Raw genomic sequence first — 17,423 nt, 5'->3', positions numbered from 1 at the left:
CAGCGTCAAACTGTCAGGATTTCTTTTTCTTTGGCCGCTAGGAGCTTATCAATTTCTGTTGAATACTTATCTGTTAGCTTCTGGATCGAATCTTGAAGATCGAGAGCTTGGTCTTCAGATAGGTCACCGCTCTTGCCTTGCTTTCGAGCATCATCGACCGCATCACGGCGGATGTTGCGAACCGAGACCTTACCCTCTTCCGCTAGCTTCGAAGCCATTTTGACAAACTCTTGGCGGCGCTCTTCCGTGAGCGGCGGAATATTGAGACGAATAATCTTGCCATCATTGTTGGGCACCAGTCCCACATCTGACATTGAGATCGCCCGCTCAATATCTCCTAGACTGGTAGCATCAAAGGCCTGAATCGTGATCGTGCTAGCGTCAGGGGTACTCATGGTCGCCAACGACTTCAAAGGGGTGGGTGCACCATAGTAGTCCACCATGATCCGATCGAGCAGAGAAGGATTCGCTCGCCCGGTGCGAATGGTATTAAAAGACCGCCGCGCTGCTTCAACGGCCTTCTTCATTAAGTCATCTGTCTCAGCTAATGTCACATGAACCTCCTACAAAGGTGCCAATGGTTTCCCCCATCAGGGCGCGGCGAATGTTGCCGCTGACGGATAGAGCAAAAACGGAAATAGGGATGTCATTGTCTTTGCACAGTGCGATCGCGGTACTGTCCATCACCCCAATATCGTGGGTAAGCGCGTGGCTGTAGGTGAGACTTTTGAATCGCCGAGCGTTGGGATTTGTATTTGGGTCACTATCGTAGACGCCGTCAACTTTCGTCCCTTTAAAAATAATTTCGGCATCAATCTCTGCGGCTCTCAGAGCTGCCGTTGTGTCGGTGGTAAAAAATGGATTGCCCGAACCGCCGCCAAAAATCACCACTCGCCCTCGTTCAAGGTGCCGCATAGCCCGCCGCCGGATATAGGGTTCAGCAATTTCTTGCATTGATATGGCGGTTTGGACTCTGGTGGGCACTTCAATCTGTTCTAAGGCATCCTGGAGCGTCATTGCGTTCATGATCGTAGCGATCATGCCAATGTAGTCGGCGGTGGCCCGGTCCATGCCGCCGGCAGCCCCCTTAACGCCCCGGAAGATATTTCCGCCTCCGACGACGATGGCAACTTGAATATCTTTGGCGACGACATCGGCAATTTCTGCTGCGAAGCTCTGCACAACGGCGGGATCAATGCCGTAGGGGAGAGACCCCATAAGAGCTTCCCCGCTCAGTTTTAGCAAGACCCGCTTGTACGTTCGCCCCATGCAGTTGCCCTGTGATGATCAAATTCTCCCCACTTAAGATAGCAGGATAACGGCGATAGCGGGAACTTCTGCCTCAAAAACTTCGGGGTGTCAGGGGACCAAAAATGGGAGTTGGCAGTGTCGAGAACCAAGTAAAGTCAGGTCCTTCAACGATCTGCTTGATGATGGGCTGTCAACGTTGTCTGTGGATCACACTGGGTCAGGAGTCATGTGATGCTCACCGGCTGCACGATTCTCAGGCTATCGTTTAGAGTGAGTAACGTTAGCGTCAGAAGGGTTCTCTTGGCATGAAGACTTCAGCCGAAATCTGTTATCCACTGCAAACGTTGCGATCGCTGCTGATGGGATTGGTGGTGTCTCTCATTCTCTTGTTTGCGACGCCTGTGGGGGAATCTGTTGCCGTTGCCGTTCCTGGCCCGTCTGCTGAGGTTTCAGAGGCAGATCTCGACGCCCTTTTTGATCAGGCGCTAGAGGCTACTAATGTGGGTGATTTCGCGACGGCTGAGACCTATTGGACCCGGCTTTTAGAGCAGCAGCCTGTGAACCCCGCTCTTTGGAGCAATCGAGGAAATGCGAGGGTCAGTCAAAATAAGCTGGAAGATGCGGTCTCAGACTATAACCACGCCATCGAAATTGCCCCTGATCAGCCAGATCCTTACCTCAATCGCGGTGTGGCGCAAGAAGGATTGGGGCAATGGAAAGATGCGATCGCAGATTACAATCACGTTTTAGAAATTGACGATCAAGATCCGGTCGCCTATAACAACCTCGGCAACGCCAATGCCGGACTCGGTAACTGGGAAACTGCCGTTGAAGAATATCAACATGCTGCCGAACTTGCGCCTGACTTCGCCTTTGCGCGCGCCAACTATGCCCTTGCCCTTTACCAAGTAGAAGACACGCAAGAAGCGATCCGCACCATGAAAAATTTAGTGCGGAAGTATCCGCAGTTTGCCGATATGAGAGCAGCTCTAACGGCAGCACTCTGGGCTGAAGGGCAAACGGGTGAAGCTGAAAGCAATTGGGCTTCTGCCGTCGGCTTAGACCGCCGCTACCGCGATATCGAATGGGTGACTCAAGTGCGGCGCTGGCCTCCTAAGATTGTGAGCGCCCTCGATAAATTCCTGGCGCTACAGCCCATTTCCTAATAATTGACCCATGGCTCTAGAACCTGTTGATCGCGTTCTCGGAACGCTGCGTAAAGCGCAGTGGAAACAGCAGCGCGAGTTCGGCAAACTACAGCATGCCTGGGCTGAAGTTGTTGGCTCCGTCGTTGCGGCTCAGGCACAGCCGACCCAAATCAACTCACAGCAGGTTTTATTTGTCGCAACTTCCAGTGCAGTTTGGGCACAAAACCTCGCTTTTGAACGACAGCGTCTTCTGGCAAAGCTCAATGCTCTTCTCAACAAACCCCTGACTGATATTCGCTTCTCTACAAGCCAGTGGCGGTCGCGCAGCACGCATTCGCAGTCCGCCAAGCCTTGGACTCCACAATCACTGGTGATGGGTCCAGATAATGCCGTAAGCCCCAAAGCTGTGACGAGTCATCAGGAAGTTTTTCTGCGGTGGTCAGAGCGCGTCAAAGCTCAGTCTCAGAAATACCCATCCTGTCCCCAATGTCACTGTGCAACGCCCCCAGCAGAACTGCAGCGGTGGTCGGTCTGTTGTCTTTGTGCTGTCCGCCCCAAGGAAAACGACGTTCGATCAGAGATTTAAGTCGATCTTTTCATGTTTAGCCAACTAAAAATCTGAGCGGCCGTGAGGTTGAGGTCAAGCTCTGCTAGGACAATCGGTGACTGGTCACTACGATAAATTTTAGGTTCTTGCTGAGGCTGAAAGACTACGATTGCCCGCTCCTCTGGATCGATTAGCCAGCCGAGACGGCTGCCGTGGGTCAAGCAATGTAGAACGTTATCGATTACTTTTGTTTGCTTTTGATCCGGCGACAAAATCTCAATCACCCAGTCAGGAGCGAAAGAAATAGCGCCATCTTCTAGCTCACCCGAAACTGTTAAGGGAATATTCTGCCACGTCAGCACAACAATATCAGGAACGACCGAGCGCTCCCCAAATGTACAGCGCAGCTCTGGAAAGGATGCGACTAACTGGTCATCGGCCGACTCAATTGTGCTGGCAAGCTTGAGCTGGAGACGCGAATGATGAATTTGAGGCATTGGCTTCTGAACGACCTTGCCGTCAATGTATTCCCAAGCGGGCGACGCTTCAATCTCTAGCCTTTCTAGGAAAGCCTTAAGTGTGAGAGACCGGGCTGATGATATCATTCATCTACTCTACCAAATCGGCAAGTGCAGCCTTAGATAGGACGATAAACGCGATAGTTAATCTCAGGGAAAATATTATCCATCGCCTGTACCTTTTCTAGCCAGCCCGCGTCAACCTTACCTTGCTTGATCTCGTCATAGAGCTTATGGAATCGAGACAGATGAGAGCGAGTCCGCCGCACGGCATAGGGCACCATCGTGCCGGTTCGCATAATGAAAGCCCAGTCTGATGATTGTGCCAGCAGCAGCTCTCTTGCTGCCTGGTTGAGTGCCTGCCACTGCAGGTCATCCGCTGGTTCGATGTGAGCCAATTCGATCATCCGTTCCGCAGCTTTGTGTAGGTGTGGGTAGATCCAAGTGTTTGTTTCATTGAGCCAATATTCATGAAACCCCTTATAGCCCCAGCTTGACTGGGAGGGACGGGCAACCTGCTGATTTGGGTGCTCGCGCAGGTAGTCTGCAAGGTGAGTCATGGTGTAAACCCCTTGGTCATACCACGACTTGCGGAAGAGGTAATCAATGAACCACGGTCCTTCGTACCACCAGTGTCCAAACAGCTCGGCATCATAGGGAGAGACAACAATGGGAGGGCGACCCATAATGCCGTTGAGCTTATGGATCTGCTCGCTGCGGTTAAACATGAAGTTACCGGCATGTTCAGCGGTTTTCTCCCTGGCCCAGTAGGGGTCGTAAAGGGCTTTATCGCTGAGCCCACCACCGCGCCCGGTAATTTTGTGATATTTGATGCCCACGTTTTTGCGTTGACCGTTGGGCATGATGTAGGGCTTGATATATTCGTAGTCCGACTCCCAGCCAATATCTTTATAAAATTCTCGATATTCAGGGGCGCCGGGATAGCCGACCTCTGAGGACCACACCTGCTGTGATGATTCATGATCGCGGCCAAAGGCGGCAACGCCGGTTTCTGTGAAGATGGGGGCGTAGGCTCCGAATTTCGGCCGAGGACGTGCGTAGAGCAGGCCGTGTCCATCCATCAAGAAGTATCGCAGGCCGGCATCGGCAAGCTGGCGCTCTAAACCTTCGTAGTAGGCACACTCAGGTAGCCAAATGCCCTTGGGGGGACGCCCAAAGTTCTGCTCGTAATGTTCACAGGCTACCTGAATCTGTGCCCACACGGCTTGGGGATACATTTTCATGAGCGGTAAATAGCCGTGGGTTGCCCCGCAGGTAATAATTTCTAAATTGCCGCTGTCGAGGAATTTTTTGAAGGCACCGACCAGATCGCGATCGTAGTTTTCCCAAGCTTGGCGAACTTCATGGAATTCATCGACGTAATGCTGGGCAAGATAGCGGAGGTGCTCGTTATGAAGGTTGTGTTCAACTTCTAGGGTTGCTAGTTCTTCTAGCTTTGCGAGGTGCTCGTCATAGCGCTGCTGCAGCAGTGGATCCCTCAACATGGACACCAGAGGCGGAGTCATGCTCATGGTGATTTTGAAGTCGATGCCGTCTCGCTTTAGCCCTTCAAAGACCTGCAGAAGCGGGACATAGGTCTCTGTAATCGCCTCAAATAGCCATTCTTCTTCAAGGACAAAGTCACTTTCTGGGTGACGCACGAATGGCAGATGGGCATGTAAAACCAGGGCAAGGTAACCAAGCGTCATGAGGTGTTCCTGTGGGCAAAGGATAGGGTCGAGAGCCGGGAAATCTGAAGACAATCTTAAACAATGGGGGAGACGCTTGGCTAGCGGATGTTATTTCCGAGGCCGCTGCCCTAGGGTGTGGACGCGGTCGTACCAACGCAGAATCACCCGTGCAAGTCGCTGTGAGCTATGACGAACATATTGGGTGGTGGGATCTTCATTCATGACGTTGGCGAGAATGACGCGGCAGCCCAGATGGACAAGGTTGCGTTGGTCTACCATGATCGGGTGAGATTCTTCTTTGGCATAGCGTGCTAGAGCCAGAGCTGAGGGCTGTTTTTTTTGCACGAGGACGGCATCGAAGATCCGCTTGCCGCAGACGGCATCCAAGGCTTTAATGTGGTCGGAAACGCTATAGCCATCGGTTTCGCCGGGTTGGCTCATGATATTGCAAACGTAGATGCGCGGGATCTTACGACTTGCGATCGCATCTACTATCTCAGGCACCAACAGGTTCGGAGCGATGCTGGTGTAAAGACTCCCAGGTCCTAGCACGATCAAATCTGCCTCTTGAATCGCCTCAAGAACACTGGGCAAGGCCGGTGGCGAAGTCGGCGTACAGCCAATCTTGACGATATTTCCCTTCGCCGCCGTAATCTGTGATTCGCCATCAATGCGACGTCCATCTTCAAGATCGGCCCACAATGCCACATCACTCAAGGTTGCAGGTAACACCTGCCCGCGAATGGCTAATACCTGGGAACTAGCTGCGATCGCATATTCCCAGCTATCGGTAATTTCATTCATCGCCGTCAAGAATAAATTGCCAAAGCTATGGCCAGCCAAACCATTCCCGGCCTCAAAGCGATATTGAAATAGCTCTGTGATCAACTTCTCGCGGTCTGCCAGCGCTGCCAGACAGTTGCGAATGTCCCCCGGAGGCAGCCCCCCCATTTCTCGCCGTAGTCGCCCCGAAGAACCACCATTGTCAGCCACCGTCACCACTGCTGTGATATTAGAGCTGTAGTCCTTTAAACCGCGCAGCATCGTAGATAGACCCGTGCCGCCCCCCACCACCACGACTTTCGGCCCACGATTTAAACGCCGATGAGCCAGGAGGCGATCAACCAGCTCATCCTGGCTTTCTGGCATCAAGACTTCTGTGATTGACCCCAGCGTGCGCGTTTGCCCCCACCAAACTAACAGCATGCCCCCAAGAATCACCAGCGGCCCGCTCACGTAGCGCGGAATCACCCCTGCGATTTGTCTCAGAAGGGTTTGCAGAATCTGAATCACAAAGAAAATGGGCGTCAGCCGAACCGAGATGGCAAGGCCCAGACTAATGAGAAGCACACCCAGCGCACTCAAAAACAGCCATCGTTTAACCGATAGCCCCGGAGATAACCACTTAAATGACCTCCCCAAGCGGCCTGAGAACTTTGGTGCAGAACGAGTTTTGAAGCGCAGCACTGCGCGTTTTGGGGACGCCATAGAGGGCTATCGGTGCAAAAACGACAGCTTAACACCCAGGTGACATTTAGAAAATTGGGACAGAACTAAATCCATGCCAAGGGCTAGAGCTGAGCAGTTACAACAGCTTATCAGCTTTATCATGACACTTCATTGATGGTTCAAGCACTTGAGATGCTGCGTTTCAACCCGTAGTCTCTCTTTCATCCTGCTGTGTTCGACGAATAGAGGTAGATAGACGAGATCTATGAGGGCGTCAAGGCTGTGGCTGAGCCTTGATGCGGCGGATTGGCAGATTAGCAATGAGAGCCGTGGCTCGTTGATCAGATTCAAGCGCAACCTCTAATCCCTCTGGATCAAGCTCAACGTAGCGCGAGACCACCTCTAAAATATCTCGACGCATGGATTCCAGCATTTCTGGCGATAAATTAGACCGATCATGCGCCAGTACAAGCTTTAAGCGACCTTTAACATCCTCGCGACTCGTATTATTGATGTCTGAGCCAAGGAAGAGTCGTTCCAGAATGTCGTTGAGCATGGGATTCGATCTGCAACAATAAGCGGGGCAAAAAACCAGGTTTGGTCAGACCCTAACACATGGGCAGGTCTGTCGTCTGCAGAAGGGCAAACTCACTTGCGAAACATTCTTTTTATTCGGGCAAAGAGTGTGTCATAGGCCGCATTCAAGTCTAAAAACTCAACCTCTTTTCCCTCAATCCGCTGGGCTATATTTCGTAGCGCTGTCCCCCCTAGCGTTATCTCTTCAGATAACACTAAAGGCTCGCCTCGATTGGTGGCGACAATCACCTGCTCATCGTCTGGAACAATCCCCAACAGCGGAATCGCCAAAATCTCCTGCACGTCTGCTACAGACATCATGTCGTTGGCCTGGACCATCGCTGGGCGGATCCGGTTAACGATCAGCTTTGAGGGAATCCGGCTAGCTTCTAGCAAACCAATCACCCGATCTGCATCTCGAACCGCAGAAATTTCGGGCGTGGTGACCACAATTGCTTCATCGGCGGCAGCGATCGCATTTTGAAAGCCCATTTCGATGCCTGCAGGGCAGTCAATTAAGACAAAGTCATATTTCTTGGTCAGTGCATAGGCTAACTGCTTCATTTGCTCCGGTGTCACCGCGTCCTTATTGCGATTCTGCGCCGCAGGCAAAAGCACTAAATCCTTGAGCCGCTTATCTTTAACCAGCGCTTGCTCAAGACGACATTGGCCCGCTAAGACCTCTAGGGCCGTATAAACAACGCGATTTTCTAAACCCAAGAGTAGGTCGAGGTTACGTAGCCCAAAGTCAGCATCAATCAGGGCAACGGAATGCTCCGCTCGAGCCAGTGCCATGCCCAAATTAGCGGAACAAGTGGTTTTACCAACCCCTCCCTTACCGGAGGTCACTACAATAATTCGACCCATAAAACCGAGACCATCACAACTGCTAATCTGAACGGGCGTTTGCCAAAATCACTAATACCTTAAGCTGAAATTGGCCGACGGGTCTAGTCGTTGCCTTCCTGTTTTGCGAACAGGCTATTATTTCTTAGGGGAGTCAGTCGTCCGCGTGATTTGGATCCGATCCTCTTCAATATAGGCGACCTCTGGATAGAAGTAGGTTGGTGGGTTCTCCGGTGCTCTGGCCACGAGTTCAGCGACCCGGAGCTGGGTAGGCTCCATCTGTAGCGCCATGATCCGACACTGTCGGTTGCCCCCGGCTCCCGCATGGGCCATGCCTCGAAGACGCCCCCATACTAAAATATCGCCATCTGCAATCACCGCACTGCCGGGATTGAGATCGCCCAAAATCACGACGGTTCCGGGATGGCGGACTTCGTTACCTGAACGAAGTGTCGTTTGTAAATACAGAGGTTCCACCACCGACGGCTCGGATGGCGTTTTGCGGAATCGAGCCAGAGGTGATTGAGACAGCGGCAAAATGGGAGACTGCTGCTCGACGGAATACCCTGCTGTGACGGCGGCAACTGCGGTTTGCCGACGATTCGTGTGCAGACACTGTAACTGTAGGTTAACTGCCGAAAGTGCCGTCGCTAGCTGCTGTAGCTGTCTTCCATCAATGAGTCGATCGCCCACTACCACGTTCACGGGGGTAATTGTATTCCAGAATCGCTTGCCCGCGTCCAGCCGCTGCTGTAGCTGCTGCCACAGTTCTAACCAATCCAGCGCTGTTGCCGACGGCGGTGGAATGAAGAGTGTGAGACAGTCACGTTCTGTCTTGAAATGGACCTGCAGAGAGTAATCGCCGTTCCCCTCCTGCGGTAAGGGGAATGGAGTGGCAGCACCCGACTGCTCTGAAGTCATAGTTTTATGGCGTTAATAGTAGGGATTGCTTAGTATCCGCTGTTTGCTTAACCACCGTCAAACGACGACTGATGACAACCATCCCTCCATCCTGGACTAAGACAGCTGAAATCCACTCGCTAGTTGGCTTTTTCGGGGCTTTTCCCACTTTAAACAAACCACCTGCGGGCAGCAGCTCAAGCTTGAGGTTGGGCTGCTTTAAATATCGTTCAGGCGAGATCTCTTCTTCAATAGCGGTTCCTAAGAGCAGCCGCTTATCTAAGGGCTCGTCCACAACGACGTCAAAGTTAAAGGTGCCGCCCACTTTCACCTGTTCTGGCAGATTCACGGTAATGGCAGGGGGGTTCTCGCCGCTTGTGAGCTGACTTTGTTCAGCAATAATGGTCTGCTCTAGCATCTGATCGTCTCGCCAGCGCTGGCGAGACTGGATCGTAGCCGTTAGCTTCATCTCCTGATCTTCCACCGAGCGAAGGCCAGTGATCGTGGTTTGGGTGGTTGCGATGCCGCCCCCTTTTGGGTCTGCTTCCCAAGCCAGCACATCGGTTTTATAGTTCAAATCTTGATGCTCGTCCCAGAAGGCCTTTACCACTGTTCTGAGAGACTGACGGGTCAGACCGTCGCTGTGGGTAAATTCTGAGCTGTAGAAACGCAGCAGGCGCTTCAGTTGCTGATCAGTAGCCGCGCTATCCATGGCCGCTAAAGTCTTGGCAACATCTTCGGGGACTTGAACGCGAGGCGCTGTTTCTGCCGCAGGTTCAATAACCTCAGGTGAAGGTGCAGGCTGCTCTACGTCACTTTGGGCAAAAGCCACGCCACCTGACATCAAAGTCGTAGCTCCCAAGACCGCCGCGATTAGACTGCTTTGTAGAGGCAGAAGCGATTTGAAAGAACGTGACTTGATCGCGGAGTCGTGCATACGAGATGTCCAGAAACAACCAGCAGAAGTGAAATTCAAAAAGAGCTTGCGAAATCCCTAGGCAGAACCCATCATCAGGAGGTCAGATGCTTGATACAATCACTAGGTCTTTTTGATATTTCAGCATTTTCACTTTAAGAGTAACCTAGCGTTTAAAGCTTGAAGCCGCTACTATGCCCACTGATGCTCCAGACTTAAATTCAGGTCAGACAGTTCCAGCCTCGCCGATTAAGCTTTTGGTCGCAGCCAGTGGCACAGGGGGGCATTTATACCCGGCATTAGCGGCAGCAGAGGCGCTAGAGGCACAGGGCTACGACATCACTTGGCTGGGCGTTAACAATCGGCTAGAGACGAGTTTGCTGCCGTCAAAGTACCCCCTTGTTCAAGTGCCGATGGAGGGTTTCCAGACTCGCCTGGGGCCGAAGACGGGAATTGTGCTGAGTAAGCTAGTGCGGTCTATTCGCCAAACGCGGCGACTGCTCCAGCAGGGCCAGTTCCAGGGTGTGATCACGACTGGAGGGTATATTGCGGCACCTGCGATCATCGCGGCCCGATCTCTAGGTTTGCCGAGCATTTTGCATGAGTCTAATGTATTGCCGGGAAAGGTAACGCGTTGGTTTAGCCGCTGGTGTAGCGTCGTGGCCCTGGGGTTTGAGGCGACGACCCAGTATTTACCCAAAGCAAACGCAGTGACAGTGGGAACACCGGTACGGGCAAATTTCATGTCACCCACGCCGCTGGATTTTGATATCCCTGATGATGTGCTGTTGATGACGGTGGCCGGGGGAAGCCAGGGCGCGGTGGCGGTGAATCGGCTTGCGCGTAAATGTGCGCCTGCCTGGCTGGAGGCTGGGGTCTGGATTGTCCATCTGACAGGGGAACGAGATGATCAGGCGGATAGCTTTACCCACCCCCACTACCGAGCGATACCGTTCTGCGACAATATGGCGGGACTGCTACAGCGAACGAATCTAGCAATCAGCCGTGCAGGAGCGGGCACTCTAACTGAATTAGCAACCACCCATACGCCGTCTATCCTGATTCCCTATCCCTATGCGGCGGAGGATCACCAGGCATACAACGCCGAGATTTTTGTGAAGGCGGGGGCTGCGCGGATGTTCCGTGAGGCTGAACTCACAGATGAGCTGTTTACAAAAACGGTTTTGGACTTGTTGCGATCGCAACCCCAGCTCAAAGAGATGGCAGCCCAGTCTCAACAGCTCTCCACTGCAGACAGTACCGAAAAATTTGCCCAACTGATCCGCGAAGTTATCCAGTCCGCGAACCTACGCTGACCGTACAGTCATCTTTAAGCTAGCCTCTGGTTCTAGCACCCAAATCACGTAGGCCTTAGGCGTGCAGGTTATCACCGTTGACTCACCTTTTTTAAAAAGCTTGGTCACCACTGCGATTGCCTTTTCGCGATCGGTCAACGCCCGGAAAAAACTATAAAGGTGTGAACCAGTTGAGATCGCAGCCAAACGATCCGCAGAATCAGGCACATAGATATGGCAGGTACGGTAGGCTTTTCTAGAACGTAAAATCTTAGGTGGATGGGACTTTACAGCCTCTAAGGTAGCAGGTGACATCAGTGAACTTCCATAACAGCAACTCAACAAATTTCATGGCGATCGAACTCCATGAACTATTAAGCATATTATTAAGATATGTAAATAGCCTAGGGCGCGACCACCGTAAATTCCCTGAACCTGAAGGACGAGCCGAGCAAGTCTGCAGGCTTAGTCTACAAACTCACAGTGCGCCAGCAGGGCGTCCGCCGTGGCTGCGAGGATCGTCAGACCCGCGAGGCTGGGTCTCAGCAGTGAACATCGAAACCTGGCCTGAAAGCTGCTGCTCCGGTAGTGCCTGACCTGCCGCTAGGGCCGTCAAGTCGCCCGCCATGATTGTTCGCGGCTGCTGTCCAATTGCGTTGGCTAAGGCCTCGCCTGAGCGATTGATAAAGACAAAGTGTGGGATGCCATCGACCCCGAACCGTGAAATCTCAGGAAGCCACTTAGTATTGTCAACGTTAAGCATGACAAAGTTCACCTCCTGATACTGCTGCTTTAGTGCTGCCATATCAGCAGCCATGGCCTGACAGCTTGTACACCAGTCGGCGTAAAATTCTAGCAGCGTCGGCTGACCGTTGGCGAGCGCAGTATCCAGGGGAACAGAGGCTGTCGCTAGAGCCGTAAGCGATGGGCTTTGGGTTTGACCACGTACGCCAAAAAACAGCACCACCGCCAACACAGCAGCCGATAAAGCGATGAGAAGATTTCTTAATCGACTATCGCCAACGTCTTCTGGCCCCGTAGGGGGAGTCATTTGATCCTGTGTCATTGTGCTTTAAGTCTCTACACGACAGCATTTGCTCTAATCTTACGATTTTTCCTTTACAGGAACAAAAACGGAGCAATCGCTAGAATATCTTGTCATCTGACTTGCTATTGTCCAAAATCAGCTCTCATGAGAAATTAAGAAAGGGGAAAAATTGTAGTCGGCGTGTGATTTATCTCACTGGCAGACTCAAGCCACTTCATTACTGTATTCACTAACGGGGTTGAACGACAGTGTTTCTGGCATCAGTTCACTAACTTGACGTTCGCGTCACTGCTTACTGAATCGCTCGCCATCTGACACCGTTTTTGTTCAATGCCTCACCCACTGCAATCTTCTAAACTAACTGGTTCATTGTCTAACGGTGATGGTATGCAACTGACAGAACAACGCAGGACTATCGAGGAGGAAATCCGCTCCCTTGTAGCTGAAGCTCGTCGATACTCGCCTGGTCACTTTAAACGTCAGCAATGTCTGACTCAAATTATTCGGCTGATTGAGCAATCACAGAAGCTCTGGCACGAAAACACACCTTTTTACGAAGATGCCAAGCAGCAGATGTGGATCTATTTCTGCCAGAATATCTGTGAGGCAGGGACTGGACAGCGGTACGATCCCGACCGCAGTAGCGTCATTACTTGGCTCAATCGCTATCTGAAATGGCGGCTGCAGGATTTTCGCATTGCTAAACAAACCCAGCAAAAAAAGTTTGCCTATGCTCCCCCACCGGGAAGCATGAACAGCCAGAAAGATATAACCGAAAATCTCCCGTCTAGCCCTGATGTACCGCCCATTCTAGAAGACACTCGCACTTGGGCTGAGCTAGATGCCACTGGGGAACTGCGCAGTACCCACGTCCAGAATCGACCTGAAGTCAACTGTCAGGCTCTGATCCTCCGTCGTTTACCGCCCGAAACGAGCTGGGAAGACCTGTCGACTGAGTTTGGTGTTGCCGTTTCTACCTTGAGTAGCTTCTATCAGAGAAAATGTGTCACGCGCTTGCGTAACTTTGGGCAATGCCAAGGATATTTATAATAGGAGTCTCTATTAGGCCCATTAATGCAAGTTGAAGATCAGTCTCTTGTCCTGCCAATTACCACAGCTGCTCGTCAGATGGCTGCAGCGTTTTCGGCTCAGCAGGCCACACCCGATAAGGCCCAACAGGTTTGTCTTAACACCTTAGCCGTGTGGGTGACCCACGACTACCTGCAAATGATGGGTATTCCCTGCGATCTGGATGCCGGTGATAGCTGGAATCCCGTCGTACGGGCCTGTAGCAACGTCGCTGATTTGGAGGTCGCGGCCTCAGGACGCTTAGAGTGTCGGCCTGTCCAAGGTCACGAAGACGTCTGCTACCTCCCCCCTGAGGTTTGGGTTGACCGAATTGGGTATTTGGTGGTTCAAATTTCAGAGAACTTGCGTCAGGCGAGGCTGCTGGGGTTTACGCCCACTGTTGCTGCAGAACATCTGCCGCTCGGTCAACTGAGGCCACTGGAGTCTTTGCTGGCTCATTTGAGCGAGTTTAGCTTAAACCCACCTGCTATAAAATCGCCCTGGACTCAGCTAGAACTTTGGTTTAGCGGCCTTTTTGCCGATGGCTGGCAACCCGCTGATGCTCTTTTATGCCAATCTCAACCGGCGCTGAGCTTTAGGCGGGCGGAAACGATGGATGTCCAGATTGTCGAAGGGCAGGTGCAGCGGGCAAAGCTGCTCTCTTTAAAGCCCAATCAAGCGCCGGTGGTCTTGGTGCTGGACTGCAAGCCTGGACAAGATCAGCGCCTATTTTGTGTTCAGGTTCATCCCTTGGCCAGTGATGCCCACCTTCCGGCTGATCTGCAGCTAGTGGTGTTTGACGAAGGGGCTGAGCCGGTTTTGGAAGCCCGGTCTAGGAGTGCGGATGACTATATTCAACTTCAGTTTAGCGGCCATCGAGGCGAGCGGTTTAGTCTCAAGGTGATGCTGGGAGATTTCTCAGTGACGGAGCAGTTTGTTATCTAGCGCCATTGGGGGCAGCAATGGCCGATCAATTTGTTGTTCTAAAATTTGAGCAGGGCAGCTTTGAGGAAGGCTTTATGCTCACCTTGCAGGTGGGCCTTGAGGGATGTCGTCCCTCTACAGAAATAGCAGGCTCTCTACCCCCTGCAGAACACCTGCGCCAGCACTATCAAGCTTGGCAATCTGTTTACTGGCAGCTAGGGGTACCATCCCGTATTGAGCCTGTGACTGACCAGGTTACAAATGTTTCTCGCCTAAAGGACTGTCTGCAGGCGGCGGCAGTGCTTCGTCGATCGATGAATGACTGGCTTTGCGTTGCCGTCTTTCGGCCCATTAGAGAGAAGCTGCTAGAGCAACTGTCACCTTGCGATCGCATCCGCATCCTCCTACAGACCGACGACCTACAGCTCCAGAAATTACCCTGGCATACATGGGATCTCTTAGAGCGCTACCCGTTGACCGAAATTGCCCTAGCGGCCCCCACCTATGCCAATCCACCCCTTCGGTCCCATTCACCTGGGGACGTTCGTATTCTTGCGATTTTGGGCAACAGCAACGGTATTGATGTCAGCGCTGACCAAGCCCTATTAGAGCAGCTACCTAACGCGCACATTTATTTCTTAGACGAACCCAATCGGCATCAGCTTAACGAACAGCTATGGGAGCAGCGCTGGGATATTCTATTTTTCGCAGGTCATAGCTGCAGTCAAGGTGCAACCTCAGGCACGCTCTGCCTCAATGCAGAAGAGCGTTTAGAAATCGAGGATCTCCGCTATGCTCTGAAGAAGGCGGTGGGTAAAGGCCTCCAGCTCGCAATCTTGAACTCCTGCGATGGCCTCGGTCTGGGCAGAGCATTAGCTGATCTGCAGATCCCGCAGCTGATTGTGATGCGCGAACCCGTGCCTGATGCCGTTGCCCAAGAATTTTTGAAGTATTTCCTGCAGAGCTACGCCAAGGGCACCGCCCTTTATCTCGCCATGCGAGAAGCACGGGAGCGATTACAGGGCCTAGAGCAAACTTATCCCTGCGCCACTTGGCTACCTGTTATTTGTCAAAATCCAGCGGTGGTTCCCCCCACTTGGCTAGAGCTTTCATCTCAGGTGCAGGCGGATGCGCCGATTGCCTTGCCCACAACGCAGGCCGCCACTTCTCGCTCGCGCCCATCGCGCCGGCGTCAGTCCTGCCTCTCAGTGCTTCAAGTCAGCCTCCTGATGACAGTCTTGGTTCTTGCTGGACGCTGGGTGGGCTGGCTGCAGTTTCCCGAGCTGTGGGCTTTAGATCGGCTGCTTCAGCTCCGTCCCCTAGAGGCCCCCGACTCTCGTCTACTGGTGATCACCGTCTCAGAGGCCGAGATTCAGGCCCAGAAAGAAGACTCTCGCCGTAGCTCCCTCTCAGATGCCACCTTGAGCCAGCTACTTGCAAAACTAGCACCCGCTCAGCCTCGCGTTATCGGTCTTGATGTTTATCGAGACTTTCCGGTACGCCCCGATCAGCCCCGTCTGAGCAAGCAGCTTCAGGAAACTCAAGGCTTAGTGGGCGTTTGTAAAAACCTAGATACCAGCAGTGATCCCACAGGCATTGCGCCACCACCAGAAATTTCAATGGACCGGATGGGGTTCAGCGATTTTATTGCCGATCCAGATGGCGTTCTGCGGCGGCAGCTTTTGTATTTGACCCCTGAGCCTGCGTCACCCTGCAAAACCCCTCATGCCTTTAGCTCTTTGCTTGCCTTTCACTATCTTTCGCACTTGAAGATTCAGCCGACTTTTACCGCCCAGAATCAGTTGAAACTGGGAGCTGTCACATTGCCGACCCTGCGACCCCATACGGGCGGTTATCAAACAGTGGATACGCACGGCATTCAAATTCCGCTGAATTACCGAGCCCTGAAATCACCCCAGAATATTGCTCCCCAGGTCACTTTGACCCAGGTGCTGGAAGAACAAATTGATCCCAGCCGTATCAAAGACCGGATTGTTCTGATTGGCGTTGCGGCCAGCAGCAGTAATGATGATTGGGCAACCCCTTATGGGACCGGTCGCAAGGTTCCGGGGGTCTTTATTCAGGCTCAGATGACGAGTCAGCTTCTCAGTGCCGCTTTAGATCAGCGCCCTTCCCTGTGGGCATGGCCTCTCTGGGGAGATGCGATTTGGGTCTTCTGTTGGTCCGCCGTTGGGGGCGCTTGGGCTTGGCGATGGTCTATTTCTAAGCCAATGGCGATCGCTGGAATTGCGATATGGGGGGGGCTCACGGGAAGCTGTGCTGTCTTATTGATTCAGGGCCTATGGCTACCTTTGATTCCTAGCATACTCGCCTGCCTCGCAACGATCTTGAGCGTTGCCTATGTCCGCTCTCTAAACTATCCTGCTCGTAAGGAACTTGAACCATGAAACGCACTCAGTCCTTGATTTATTGTTTAGCAGCGGGCAGCCTGCTAGTCGCCGGTTCTGCGGCCTGGCCAAGCCGCTTACAGGCTCAGAGCGTGATTTCGCTCGATCGCTCCTCGGCCTTCCGGTTGGTTCTGCCGACACCTCCGAAAGATCCTAGAGCGCCCCAGGGGCGTCAGAAAGGTGGATCCAGTCGCGGGGGGAGCGCCCTGCCGTCCGTGTATCCATTAATGGCACTGGTACCCGCAACCACGGGGCCCAATCAAGAAAAGTTTGTTTGGGGATTGACAACTGCGGAGCGCCCGGTGCTCTGGTTTATGATGCCGGAGCTAGAGTCTGCTCCTGTTGAATTCGTTCTTCAGGATGAGCATGATCGCTACATCCACAGAGCAAACTTTACGCTCCCTTCCTCGTTTTCGCAGGGGTTGGTCCAAATTGGCTTACCCGAGTCGATGCCTGCGCTGGCGTTCGACAAGCGCTATACCTGGACTTTGGCTGTTGCCGCTACGCCTCGTCATCCCACGATGTTTGTACAGGGCACCATCTATCGCGTGCCCCTAGCAAGCAGCCTCAAGGAGCCTATCGGACAGGCAACGGAGCTAGAAAAGGTCGCGATCTATGCTCAATATGGGCTTTGGCATGATGCGATCGCAACTCTAGCTCAACTTCGTCAGACGTACCCCAAAAATGCGCAAGTGAAGACAGCGTGGGCTGACTTACTAAAGCAAGCCCAACTTGATGAAATTGCGAATCAACCTTTATTACCCTGCTGCACTGATGAGCTACTGCTAAAAAATGACGGCAAACATCTGCGTTCTCAGGATTAAGGACCAATATCAAA

Annotated in this window: 18 protein-coding genes; 7 read left to right on the top strand and 11 right to left on the bottom strand. The window is 52.6% G+C overall.

Going from position 1 to position 17,423, the window contains the following annotated elements; all coding sequences use genetic code 11:
• Positions 1–5: 5 nt before the first annotated feature.
• The gene (gene frr / locus C1752_RS08610; protein WP_370664147.1) at positions 6–527 is read right to left on the bottom strand and encodes a ribosome recycling factor; all 522 of its coding nucleotides are present in this window, start codon (positions 525–527) and stop codon (positions 6–8) included.
• Between the two features lie 13 nt (positions 528–540).
• Entirely contained in the window at positions 541–1,269 is a 729-nt protein-coding gene (gene pyrH, locus C1752_RS08605) for a UMP kinase (protein WP_110985651.1), read from the bottom strand.
• A 287-nt stretch (positions 1,270–1,556) separates the two neighbouring features.
• Between pyrH and C1752_RS08600 the strand changes: the two genes are divergently transcribed.
• Both C1752_RS08600 and C1752_RS08595 read left to right on the top strand, forming a co-directional pair.
• Entirely contained in the window at positions 1,557–2,417 is an 861-nt protein-coding gene (locus C1752_RS08600) for a tetratricopeptide repeat protein (RefSeq protein WP_110985650.1), read from the top strand.
• 10 nt (positions 2,418–2,427) lie between these two features.
• Positions 2,428–2,985 carry a DciA family protein gene (locus C1752_RS08595; protein ID WP_110985649.1) on the top strand — a complete coding sequence of 186 codons (558 nt, stop codon included), beginning with the start codon at positions 2,428–2,430 and terminating at the stop codon, positions 2,983–2,985.
• Here C1752_RS08595 and C1752_RS08590 read toward each other — a convergent pair.
• From C1752_RS08590 to C1752_RS08560, 7 genes are all read right to left on the bottom strand, one after another.
• Positions 2,982–3,551, bottom strand: a complete 570-nt coding sequence (locus tag C1752_RS08590) for a Uma2 family endonuclease (protein WP_110985648.1) — start codon at positions 3,549–3,551, stop codon at positions 2,982–2,984. The two genes, C1752_RS08595 and C1752_RS08590, sit on opposite strands and share 4 nt — an antisense overlap.
• A gap of 32 nt (positions 3,552–3,583) precedes the next feature.
• Positions 3,584–5,173: a glycoside hydrolase family 57 protein gene (locus tag C1752_RS08585; RefSeq protein WP_110985647.1), complete on the bottom strand. Its 1,590-nt coding sequence runs from the start codon at positions 5,171–5,173 to the stop codon at positions 3,584–3,586.
• A gap of 90 nt (positions 5,174–5,263) precedes the next feature.
• A complete protein-coding gene (locus tag C1752_RS08580) occupies positions 5,264–6,643 on the bottom strand; it encodes a gluconeogenesis factor YvcK family protein (protein WP_110985646.1) in 1,380 nt (459 codons plus the stop codon).
• Positions 6,644–6,878: 235 nt separating this feature from the next.
• Complete coding sequence (minE, locus tag C1752_RS08575) at positions 6,879–7,160, bottom strand: cell division topological specificity factor MinE (RefSeq protein WP_110985645.1); 282 nt, start codon at positions 7,158–7,160, stop codon at positions 6,879–6,881.
• 92 nt (positions 7,161–7,252) lie between these two features.
• Positions 7,253–8,047, bottom strand: coding sequence for a septum site-determining protein MinD (minD, locus tag C1752_RS08570; RefSeq protein WP_110985644.1), 795 nt, complete (start codon positions 8,045–8,047; stop codon positions 7,253–7,255).
• Positions 8,048–8,164: 117 nt separating this feature from the next.
• Positions 8,165–8,947, bottom strand: coding sequence for a septum site-determining protein MinC (gene minC, locus C1752_RS08565; protein ID WP_110985643.1), 783 nt, complete (start codon positions 8,945–8,947; stop codon positions 8,165–8,167).
• 4 nt (positions 8,948–8,951) lie between these two features.
• The gene (locus tag C1752_RS08560; protein WP_146242306.1) at positions 8,952–9,863 is read right to left on the bottom strand and encodes a DUF8623 domain-containing protein; all 912 of its coding nucleotides are present in this window, start codon (positions 9,861–9,863) and stop codon (positions 8,952–8,954) included.
• A gap of 173 nt (positions 9,864–10,036) precedes the next feature.
• Here C1752_RS08560 and murG point away from each other — a divergent pair, with 173 nt between their 5' ends.
• Positions 10,037–11,158, top strand: a complete 1,122-nt coding sequence (murG, locus tag C1752_RS08555; protein ID WP_110985641.1) for an undecaprenyldiphospho-muramoylpentapeptide beta-N-acetylglucosaminyltransferase — start codon at positions 10,037–10,039, stop codon at positions 11,156–11,158.
• On the opposite strand, the gene C1752_RS08550 is transcribed toward murG, so the two are convergent.
• Together C1752_RS08550 and C1752_RS08545 are read right to left on the bottom strand one after the other, a co-directional pair.
• A complete protein-coding gene (locus tag C1752_RS08550) occupies positions 11,150–11,452 on the bottom strand; it encodes a hypothetical protein (protein WP_110985640.1) in 303 nt (100 codons plus the stop codon). The genes murG and C1752_RS08550 overlap by 9 nt on opposite strands.
• Before the next feature lie 163 nt (positions 11,453–11,615).
• On the bottom strand, positions 11,616–12,203 hold the full coding sequence (locus C1752_RS08545; protein ID WP_110985639.1) for a thioredoxin family protein: 588 nt from the start codon (positions 12,201–12,203) through the stop codon (positions 11,616–11,618).
• A gap of 369 nt (positions 12,204–12,572) precedes the next feature.
• Between C1752_RS08545 and C1752_RS08540 the strand changes: the two genes are divergently transcribed.
• Genes C1752_RS08540 through C1752_RS08525 form a run of 4 tightly spaced genes read left to right on the top strand, consistent with a single transcriptional unit; the run spans position 12,573 to position 17,409 of the window.
• Positions 12,573–13,235 carry a sigma-70 family RNA polymerase sigma factor gene (locus tag C1752_RS08540; RefSeq protein ID WP_110985829.1) on the top strand — a complete coding sequence of 221 codons (663 nt, stop codon included), beginning with the start codon at positions 12,573–12,575 and terminating at the stop codon, positions 13,233–13,235.
• A gap of 24 nt (positions 13,236–13,259) precedes the next feature.
• The gene (locus tag C1752_RS08535) at positions 13,260–14,198 is read left to right on the top strand and encodes a DUF1822 family protein (RefSeq protein ID WP_110985638.1); all 939 of its coding nucleotides are present in this window, start codon (positions 13,260–13,262) and stop codon (positions 14,196–14,198) included.
• A gap of 17 nt (positions 14,199–14,215) precedes the next feature.
• On the top strand, positions 14,216–16,585 hold the full coding sequence (locus tag C1752_RS08530) for a CHASE2 domain-containing protein (RefSeq protein WP_110985637.1): 2,370 nt from the start codon (positions 14,216–14,218) through the stop codon (positions 16,583–16,585).
• Positions 16,582–17,409 carry a DUF928 domain-containing protein gene (locus C1752_RS08525; protein WP_110985636.1) on the top strand — a complete coding sequence of 276 codons (828 nt, stop codon included), beginning with the start codon at positions 16,582–16,584 and terminating at the stop codon, positions 17,407–17,409. The genes C1752_RS08530 and C1752_RS08525 overlap by 4 nt, the downstream gene beginning before the upstream one ends.
• Positions 17,410–17,423 lie beyond the last annotated feature (14 nt).

This window comes from Acaryochloris thomasi RCC1774 (genome assembly GCF_003231495.1).
Lineage (GTDB): Bacteria > Cyanobacteriota > Cyanobacteriia > Thermosynechococcales > Thermosynechococcaceae > RCC1774.
This window is presented reverse-complemented; position numbering and strand designations above follow the sequence as displayed.

Excerpts from the sequence above, each read along its gene's own strand:
- C1752_RS08585 (WP_110985647.1), bottom strand. The coding sequence starts at position 5,173 with ATGACGCTTGGTTACCTTGCCCTGGTTTTACATGCCCATCTGCCATTC.
- minD (WP_110985644.1), bottom strand. The coding sequence starts at position 8,047 with ATGGGTCGAATTATTGTAGTGACCTCCGGTAAGGGAGGGGTTGGTAAA.
- C1752_RS08545 (WP_110985639.1), bottom strand. The coding sequence starts at position 12,203 with ATGACACAGGATCAAATGACTCCCCCTACGGGGCCAGAAGACGTTGGC.
- C1752_RS08530 (WP_110985637.1), top strand. The coding sequence starts at position 14,216 with ATGGCCGATCAATTTGTTGTTCTAAAATTTGAGCAGGGCAGCTTTGAG.
- pyrH (WP_110985651.1), bottom strand. The coding sequence starts at position 1,269 with ATGGGGCGAACGTACAAGCGGGTCTTGCTAAAACTGAGCGGGGAAGCT.
- C1752_RS08550 (WP_110985640.1), bottom strand. The coding sequence starts at position 11,452 with ATGTCACCTGCTACCTTAGAGGCTGTAAAGTCCCATCCACCTAAGATT.
- murG (WP_110985641.1), top strand. The coding sequence starts at position 10,037 with ATGCCCACTGATGCTCCAGACTTAAATTCAGGTCAGACAGTTCCAGCC.
- C1752_RS08580 (WP_110985646.1), bottom strand. The coding sequence starts at position 6,643 with ATGGCGTCCCCAAAACGCGCAGTGCTGCGCTTCAAAACTCGTTCTGCA.
- C1752_RS08595 (WP_110985649.1), top strand. The coding sequence starts at position 2,428 with ATGGCTCTAGAACCTGTTGATCGCGTTCTCGGAACGCTGCGTAAAGCG.
- C1752_RS08540 (WP_110985829.1), top strand. The coding sequence starts at position 12,573 with ATGCAACTGACAGAACAACGCAGGACTATCGAGGAGGAAATCCGCTCC.
- C1752_RS08525 (WP_110985636.1), top strand. The coding sequence starts at position 16,582 with ATGAAACGCACTCAGTCCTTGATTTATTGTTTAGCAGCGGGCAGCCTG.
- minE (WP_110985645.1), bottom strand. The coding sequence starts at position 7,160 with ATGCTCAACGACATTCTGGAACGACTCTTCCTTGGCTCAGACATCAAT.
- C1752_RS08590 (WP_110985648.1), bottom strand. The coding sequence starts at position 3,551 with ATGATATCATCAGCCCGGTCTCTCACACTTAAGGCTTTCCTAGAAAGG.
- C1752_RS08560 (WP_146242306.1), bottom strand. The coding sequence starts at position 9,863 with ATGCACGACTCCGCGATCAAGTCACGTTCTTTCAAATCGCTTCTGCCT.
- C1752_RS08600 (WP_110985650.1), top strand. The coding sequence starts at position 1,557 with ATGAAGACTTCAGCCGAAATCTGTTATCCACTGCAAACGTTGCGATCG.
- minC (WP_110985643.1), bottom strand. The coding sequence starts at position 8,947 with ATGACTTCAGAGCAGTCGGGTGCTGCCACTCCATTCCCCTTACCGCAG.
- C1752_RS08535 (WP_110985638.1), top strand. The coding sequence starts at position 13,260 with ATGCAAGTTGAAGATCAGTCTCTTGTCCTGCCAATTACCACAGCTGCT.
- frr (WP_370664147.1), bottom strand. The coding sequence starts at position 527 with ATGAAGAAGGCCGTTGAAGCAGCGCGGCGGTCTTTTAATACCATTCGC.